The organism is Citreicella sp. C3M06 (assembly GCF_018860705.1).
In the GTDB taxonomy this organism is placed as follows: Bacteria; Pseudomonadota; Alphaproteobacteria; order Rhodobacterales; family Rhodobacteraceae; genus Salipiger.
Genome location: NZ_JAHKQA010000018.1, coordinates 1 through 7,629 on the forward strand (window position 1 = coordinate 1; position 7,629 = coordinate 7,629).

Below are 7,629 nucleotides of genomic sequence, written 5' to 3' on the forward strand. Positions count from 1 at the left end.
GGGTCAGGTGCGGGATCGAGGGTGTTGTCACGTTAACTGCAGGGGTGGCTGGCAAGGCCGTGAATGACGGTTTTATGCGTTGCTGGCGGCGAGTTTCCACACGCGGAGCGCTTCCATCCGGTGGTAGCGAATGGTCAGGGCGGCGCGTCGGCGAGCTGGAACGTAGAAACAATTGCGGACGGCGGAATGGATGGACACGAAGCGTTGCAGGCCGCCTGGAGAGCGATGACCCTGCATCACGCGCTCCCGCTTTCGGAACGGCAAATGGCTGTTCTCGGCACGATTGTTGAGCCCCTTATGCGACCAGTGGTCCAGATCGGGCAGGAGTTCGCGCTTGGCCGCGCCATATGAACGGAGCTTGTCCGTGATAATCCGCTTGGGAACAGACCCCGTGCGTTTCATCAACTTGCGCAAAAGCCGTTTGGCGGCCAATTTGTCCCGCCGGGACTGGAGGATCTCGTCCAGAACAACGCCGCGTTGATCAACAGCGCGCCAGAGCCAGAACGTCTTGCCGGAAATCTTCACCACGACTTCGTCAAGATGCCAGATGTCGGCGGGGCGGCGCTCGTATCGCCGCAGGTTCCTCGCGATCTGCGGCCCGAATTTGGCCGTCCAGCGCCGAACGGTTCGTAGGAGACGTCGATGCCACGTTCGAGCAGCATCTCCTCGACCTCCCGCAGGCTCAGATTGAACCGGACGTACAGCCAGACCGCGTGGGCAATGATCGAAGGCGGGAACCGGTGCCGCTTGTAGCTGATGGAAAGTGTCTGCATCGCTGTGATCTACGCAGCAAACAGCGAGCAGGCAATCGCTACCCTGTTAACGTGACAACTCCGCTAGGAGACATGATCGTCGTCACCAAGCCCGAGCCCAGTAAAGCACGCAGTGAAACGCCCCCGCGTGCATGACGGGGGCGCATCGGTGTCGGGTCAGCGCCGAGTGCTAGTTGGCGCGGTGCCAGTCGGCGATGTTCCAGATCTGGCTGTCCCAGCTGTTCATCCGCACCCCGGCCAGACTCTTGGCCTTGCCCGAGATGTTGCGGCGGTGGATCAGCGGCACGATGGAATAGGACTGCACCAGCAGATCGTTCATCTGGCGCGCGATTTCTGCGCGCTCCTCCAGCGAGGCGGCGCTGCGGAAGGCAAGGATCAGATCCTCGTAGGGCTGCGAGCAAAAGCGCTGGATGTTGTTGCCCTGCCACTGCGTTTCGGGCGAAGGGATGTTGGCGCAGCTCCAGTTGCCAAGAAATGCTTCGGGGTCCTGCCCCTTGGAATTGTCGGTATACATCTGCACATCGGCAAAGAATTTCTGGCGGGTGTCGGGGCTGCCGGGATCGCCGCCGAAGAACACCGAGGCGTCGATGTTGCGAAGCTCGGTCTCGACGCCGATCTGGCGCCACCAGTCCTTGATCAGCGCCTGACTGTCCTGCCGCACGCCGTTGGTCGAGGTCTGGAACAGGATCGACAGCGTCTGACCGTCCTTGTCGCGGATGCCGTCGCCGTCGCTGTCGGTCCAGCCGGCCTCGTCAAGAAGCGCCTTTGCCCCGTCGAGATCCTGCACGGCGCAGCCGTCATTGGCATCGGATTTGTACAGCGCCGGGGCCGGAACCACGGCGCAGCCGGGCACGCCCGCATCGCCATAAAGCGCCTCGGCGATCAACCCGCGGTCGATCGCCATCGACAGCGCCTTGCCGACGCGTGGATCGGACAGGAACGGATGCGCGCCGCCGGATGTGGTCGCGCGCACCTCGCCCAGATCGGGATCGGGGTTGGTCTGGTTCAGGAACAGGAATTCAACCGCCGGGCCGTCGGCGGTGATCACCTCGCCCGGCCCGTCCGCCATCTGCGCAAGGATGTCCGGCGAAAGCTGAAGGTTCCAGGAGTAGTCGACCTCGCCAGTCTGCAGCACGGCGCGGGCGGCCGAGGCCGGATCGCCGCCGCCCTTGATGGTGACATTGGAGAAGGCAGGCTTGTCGGCCTCGCGGTAGCTGGGGTTCATGCTGAAGGTGACCACGTCATTGGCGCGGAAATCATCGACCACATAGGGCCCGGTGCCGATGGGATGGCTGTTCTGCTCGGTGCACTGGGCAACGCGGCTGCCGGTGCAATCCTTGAACTGCGCCTCCTGCAACAGCGGCGCCTCGGAGCTGACGAAGGCGGTGTAGGGATAGGGCTTGGGCTCGTCGAAGCGCACCTCGATGGTGCGCTCGTCAAGTGCCACCACATCCGACACGCCGTCGAACTGCTGCAGCGCCGCGCAGCCGCTTTCCTCGTCGGTGCAGTATTTCCAGGTAAAGATCGCATCCCCCGCCGTCACCGGCGTGCCATCGGACCACGTCAGCCCGTCGCGCAGGGTCCAGGTCACCGACTTCAGATCTTCGGCCACGCCGCCATTTTCCACCGTGGGGATGGTTTCGGCGAGGATCGGCACCAGCGCCCCGGTCTCGTCGAAGCGCGCCAGCGGCTCCAAGACGAGCGATGCCGCTTCCACTTCCTTGGCGATGCCCGACAGGTAGGGATTCATCGTCGAGGCGGCCTGCCAGTAGAGGATCTTCAGCACGCCATCGCTGCCGCGTTCGGCGCTGGCAGCCATCGGCAGCACCGCCATGGCTGTTCCAAGCATCACTGCAAGGGTCTTCATAAGGGTCTCTCCTGTTGGTCTTGAGCCGGGCACCGAAGGCAGCCGGATGTCTTGGCCCGAGGATCGAAGGATTCGCCCGGGATGATGTAATAGATGTTGCGTAGTGTGATTTTGTAGGTCAAGTTGTAACAAACGATACATGGCGAATTTTTCGGACCACCGATGAAAACTTCCGAAGATCTGGCCTCGCGGCTGCGCAACTCCGCGGTGTCCGCGGCCGAGCGTAAGCTCGCGGCGGCCTTTGCCGAGAACTTTCCCACTAGTGCACTTGGCACCGTCGAGTCGCTGGCGACCCGGGCTGGTGTCAGCGGGCCGACGGTGCTGCGCTATCTCGCCAAGCTGGGGTTTCCACGCTTTGCCGAGTTTCAGGCGGCGGTGATGCAAGAGGTAGACAGGCAACTCGGCTCGCCGCTCATCCAGATGGAAACGCCCCCGGAGGACGCCGCCGACGAAGAGCATCTCTATCGCCGGGTTCTGCTGATGCAGGCTGAGAGCTTTCGCCGCATGGCGGACCGCGCCGTGCCCGCCGAGTTTGACAAGATTGCTGACCTGCTGGCCGATCCGAGGCTCTCGGTAAAGACCCTTGGCGGGCGCTACAGCCGCAACCTTGCGCAGCGTTTGTCGCTGCAACTCGGGCAGGTGCGCGCCGGGGTGTCGCTGCTCGATCAACCGCTTGGCTTTGCCTATGACCCGCTGCTTGACATCGGGCCGCGCGATTTGCTGGTCATATTCGATTACCGCCGCTACCAAGGCGAGCTTTTGCGCTTTGCCGAGGGCGCACGGGACGCGGGCGCGCGCATCGTGTTGCTGACCGACCTTTGGCGCTCGCCAATCGCGGCGCTGGCCGAGGCGGTGCTGACCGCGCCGGAGACTTCCGCCTCTCCCTTCGGCTCGCGCGTGGTGCCTACGGCGCAGGTCGAGGCGCTGGTCGCCGCCGTGGTCGAGCGTGATCGCGACGCGGCGCGCAAGCGCCTTGCCCGGATTGAAACGCTACGCCGATACGGACCCCACGACGACGAGGACGCCGATGACTGAAATGCCGATCATCCTCAATCCCGAGGGTCGCTATCCTGGGGTTGTTGTCGTGGACCACGCGGGCACCAGAACCCCGGAGAGCTACGGCGCGCTCGGGCTGGCGCCAGAGTGGCAGGGCACCCACCATTTCTGCGATTTGGGAATCGAGCCGGTCGCGCGGGCGCTGGCCGAACGGCTTGATGTGCCGGTGATCCTTGGCACGGTAAGCCGGCTGGTTATCGATCTCAACCGCTGGCTCGATGACCCGCGCTCTATCGTCACAACGGTCGAGGGCCAGCCGATCCCGGGCAATGTGGCGCTGACCGAGGCGCAGCGGCAGGCGCGCCATGCGCAGATCTTCTGGCCCTACCACGCTGCGCTGGCCCAGCTTTGGGACCGTGTCTGCGCCCGTCATTCCGACCCGGTCTTCTTCGCGCTGCACAGCTGTACCCGGCATTTCGACGGGGCGCGCCGCCCTTGGGACGGCGGGACCATCTGGAACGAGTCGCCGGGGCTGGCACATGCGCTTCTGGACGGTCTGGGCGACGAAACCGGGCTGACGCTGGGCGACAACCAGCCCTATTCGGGGCGACAGGGGGTCTATACCATCGACCGCCACACTTGGGGCAGCGGCCGGCGCGCCTGCGGGTTCGAGATCAGCAACGACTTGCTGGAAACCCCGCAGGGCCAGCGCGCCTGGGCCGAGCGGCTGAGCCGCGCGCTCGGACAGGTGGCCCGGACCGAGGTGGGCGCATGAGCATGGACGGCATTTCCAGACAACCGCCCTACGCGCTGAGCGCACCGCAGGCGCCCGAGACCCCGGCGCTCGACGGCTGCCTGTCGGTCGACGTGGCGCTGGTGGGGGCCGGGTTCAGCGGCACGATCAGCGCGCTGCAGCTGTGCCGCCGGGGCCTGTCCGTGGCGCTGATCGAGGCGGGCGAGATCGGGCAGGGCGGCTCGGGGCGCAACCACGGCCAGTGCATCCCGGTGTTCGGCTATCTCGATGAGACCGAACTGCCGCCCAAGGGGTTTGCACTGTTGCGCGACGCCGGACGGATGGTGTTCGACCAGATCGCCGAGCTTGGCATCGACTGCGCGCCGGTGCAGAAGGGCTGGCTCAACGCGGCGCATGACGCGGCGGGTCTGCTGCGCGCCCGCGCCGCCCATGCGAAATATGCTGCGCTGGGGAAGGCGGGGGCCTTTCTCGGTCCTGATGAGGTGGCGGCGCTAAGCGGCGTGCCGGGCTATCTTGGCGGCTGGGTGCATCGCGACGGCGGCCATCTCAACCCTCTCGCCTATGTGCGCGGGCTGGCCGCTGCCGCGCAGGAGGCGGGCGCGAAAGTCTGTACGCAGACACCGCTGGAGGGGCTGTCACGCAATGCGGCGGGGCGCTGGGTTCTGCGCACGCCGAATGGCGAGATCACCGCGCGCAAGGTCGGCCTTGCCGTCAACGCCTATGGCAGCGCGGCGATCCCGGCGCGGCTTCGCCACAGCCTTGTGCCGATGACCTCTTATGCCATCGCCAGCCTGCCGCTGAGCGCAACGCAGCGCCGCGCCGTGCTACCGAGCGGCGTGAATTTCAGCGACACGCGGCGTGATCCGATGTTCTTTCGCATCGACGATGCCGGGCGGCTCATCACCGGGGGTCTTGTCGAACTCAGGCGGGGGCGTTTCAGCGCGCCGACCTGTGCCGAAGCTGGGGCCCGGCTCGCCGCGCGCTACCCGGTGCTGGACGGTCTCGGCTGGACACATCACTGGACGGGCACGGTCGGCATCTCTGCCCGCCAACGGCCGGCGATCTTCGAGATGGACGAGGGGCTCTGGGGGTTGGCGGGATATTCCGGGCGGGGCGTGCCGACCTCGGCCGCGCTCGGTCGCGCCTTCGCCGCAACGCTGGCAAACCCGGCCGAAGGCGCGCGGCTCTGGCCGCAGGAGGCACCGGCGCGCATCCCGGCCGGACGGCTCATCGGCCTTGCGGTGCAGAGCCTGCGCGGTCCAGTCAACAAGCTGCGCGACCGCCTGGCCTAAAGCCTGCGTCGAATATACGTTCCCGGCCATCCTCCCGGCTCAGGCGCCGGGTGGCTACGCGCGCGCGGATGACGACGACTGGTCGCCACCATTTGTCGAAAGCGGACGGCATCCGGGTCGCCCAGATAAAGCACACCCTGCGAGCAGTGTCGCAGGCGCGGCGGCGCCTCGTTGCCGTCACTTCGATGCGACGAAACGGCGATGGCACCGCCGACGATGCTCATCGCGCAAGCCCCTTCGCATATGTCGATGCGCCCCCAAAGGCGCGGTATTTGTGATGGGCCACATCGCCGGACGCTATATGCACGGTGGAGGATCTGGCCAGGCAGTGTTTTCTGTCTGCGTCACAGGGTGCTGAAATCGGCAAGGGTCCAGCCCATCCCGCCAGTCGGAGGAAGTCGCCACTATGCCTGCGGTCTCGCCAGAACGCAGCCTGATCTTTCAGGAGGCTTCGCTTTATCCGTGGCTAACCGTCAAAGACAACGTCACCTTCGGCCTCAGGATCGCCGGAAAATCACCGCGCGAGATGAATGAAGCCGCCGAGCGGATACTCCGCTTCGTGGGTCTTGCCGGTGCTGGCAACAAGCGCTCGCACGAGCTCTCAGGCGCCATGCGTCAGCGCGCCGCGCTGACACGGGGGCTGGCGACGAAACCCAAGGTGCTGCTGATGGCCGAGCCCTTTGCCGCGCTCGACATTCAGACCCGCGCACGGATGCAGAAGCACCTGCTGGACATCTGGGAAAGCTCGAGGGCTGCCGACCTCAACCTCATTGACCTTGGCGCGCTACCATTCGTCCCGCTGAATAATTTGCACCGGCAACTCGTGCATTGCGAACTGGACAGTCGCTCCTTATGCCCATGGCCGCTGGCGAGATCGTCACGAAGCAGGGTTTCCTGCTGCGCGTCGACGAGGCGGCGGTTCTCGAAGAGGCCGCGGAGCTCTTCGCCGACAAGCGGGCGGCGATGGACCGTGCTGACGCGCAGGTCGCGCGCTATTTTCCAGCCTATCGCGCTATGTACGATAAAGCCGCGGCCCTAGACGTCGGGATGCAGCGGCGGCTTGGCTGAGTAAGACTGACACACCGCGGGTCGGCTGGTTGCAACCAAGATGAAATAACCTTGGTTGCGCAAAACATAAATGTCTCACCGAGGGTGTCACAGCCCAGCCGGGCAATGGGTCATTCCACTTTTCTACGGGGGTCGGTTATAGGATTTACGCTGCCAGCCTCGTTTCTGAGCGGGCGTAATCCCACCATTCCCGATATTACGCCGCTCACAACCACCCAGCCTGTGGCGCTCCAATAGCGGGAACCAAGGTGTGAGTTTGCTACGAAGCAGAAGGAAAACGTCGTCTCGTTCACTGCGAAAGACGCGCCGAACGAGGCCCCAGATTTGACCATTCTTCGTTACGATCAAGCCCCCCGATTGATCGCTTCACATTTGAACTGCGGACGATCGGCTTCAACGGCACGCCCTTGGCTCCCATGCGCGGGACCAGACTGCTATCGCACTTGGGCCCGCCACAAGGTGACTAGCGATGTATCCAACCCCGTCGCCGATCCTAGCCGGGAACGGCGACGAGGTATGCATCGCAGGAATGAGACACATAGGGTGTTGTCTCTGCGTCAGCCGTTCGACGATGTGGCTTCCGCTTCCCGCCAGCTGATCGGTCGAGACCCATCAAGCAGTGCGTCAAGGCGTCGCCATGTGCGCTACTTGAAGCGCGGCTCCCATGACCTGCGACGGTAGGGGCGTCGGCGGATTTCATCCATCATCGTTTCGCGGAAAACCTCAGCCGGGGTCCTCCATCCGAGGCATTTACCGGGTGTGTTGTTGAGTTGGTCGCAGAGTTGCGTCAGCTCGAACTCTGTCATGGTCGCGATGTCTCTCTGCCTTGGAAGCCAGCGTCGAAGCCGACGATTTGTGTTCTCGACAGTGCCTTTCTGC

Annotated in this window: 5 protein-coding genes and 2 pseudogenes; 4 read left to right on the top strand and 3 right to left on the bottom strand. The window is 64.6% G+C overall.

Features of this window, described 5'->3' with window-relative positions; all coding sequences use genetic code 11:
- Positions 1-72 precede the first annotated feature (72 nt).
- Positions 73-773 (bottom strand): annotated as a pseudogene (locus tag KO516_RS04315) (IS6 family transposase).
- Between the two features lie 169 nt (positions 774-942).
- On the bottom strand, positions 943-2,640 hold the full coding sequence (locus KO516_RS04320) for a peptide ABC transporter substrate-binding protein (RefSeq protein ID WP_216002583.1): 1,698 nt from the start codon (positions 2,638-2,640) through the stop codon (positions 943-945).
- 162 nt (positions 2,641-2,802) lie between these two features.
- On the opposite strand from KO516_RS04320, the gene KO516_RS04325 reads away from it, so the two are divergent.
- The 4 genes from KO516_RS04325 to KO516_RS04340 all read left to right on the top strand — a co-directional run bounded on the left by KO516_RS04325 (position 2,803) and on the right by KO516_RS04340 (position 6,721).
- Positions 2,803-3,675, top strand: a complete 873-nt coding sequence (locus KO516_RS04325; RefSeq protein WP_216002584.1) for a MurR/RpiR family transcriptional regulator — start codon at positions 2,803-2,805, stop codon at positions 3,673-3,675.
- A complete protein-coding gene (locus KO516_RS04330) occupies positions 3,668-4,411 on the top strand; it encodes an N-formylglutamate amidohydrolase (protein ID WP_216002585.1) in 744 nt (247 codons plus the stop codon). Before KO516_RS04325 ends, KO516_RS04330 begins: the two co-directional genes overlap by 8 nt.
- Positions 4,408-5,682, top strand: coding sequence for an FAD-binding oxidoreductase (locus KO516_RS04335; protein ID WP_252737393.1), 1,275 nt, complete (start codon positions 4,408-4,410; stop codon positions 5,680-5,682). Before KO516_RS04330 ends, KO516_RS04335 begins: the two co-directional genes overlap by 4 nt.
- A 406-nt stretch (positions 5,683-6,088) precedes the next feature.
- Positions 6,089-6,721: an ATP-binding cassette domain-containing protein gene (locus tag KO516_RS04340; protein ID WP_216002586.1), complete on the top strand. Its 633-nt coding sequence runs from the start codon at positions 6,089-6,091 to the stop codon at positions 6,719-6,721.
- A 673-nt stretch (positions 6,722-7,394) separates the two neighbouring features.
- Here the strand turns inward: KO516_RS04340 and KO516_RS24040 are convergent.
- Positions 7,395-7,629, bottom strand: a pseudogene (locus tag KO516_RS24040) (IS30 family transposase); the annotation flags it as partial.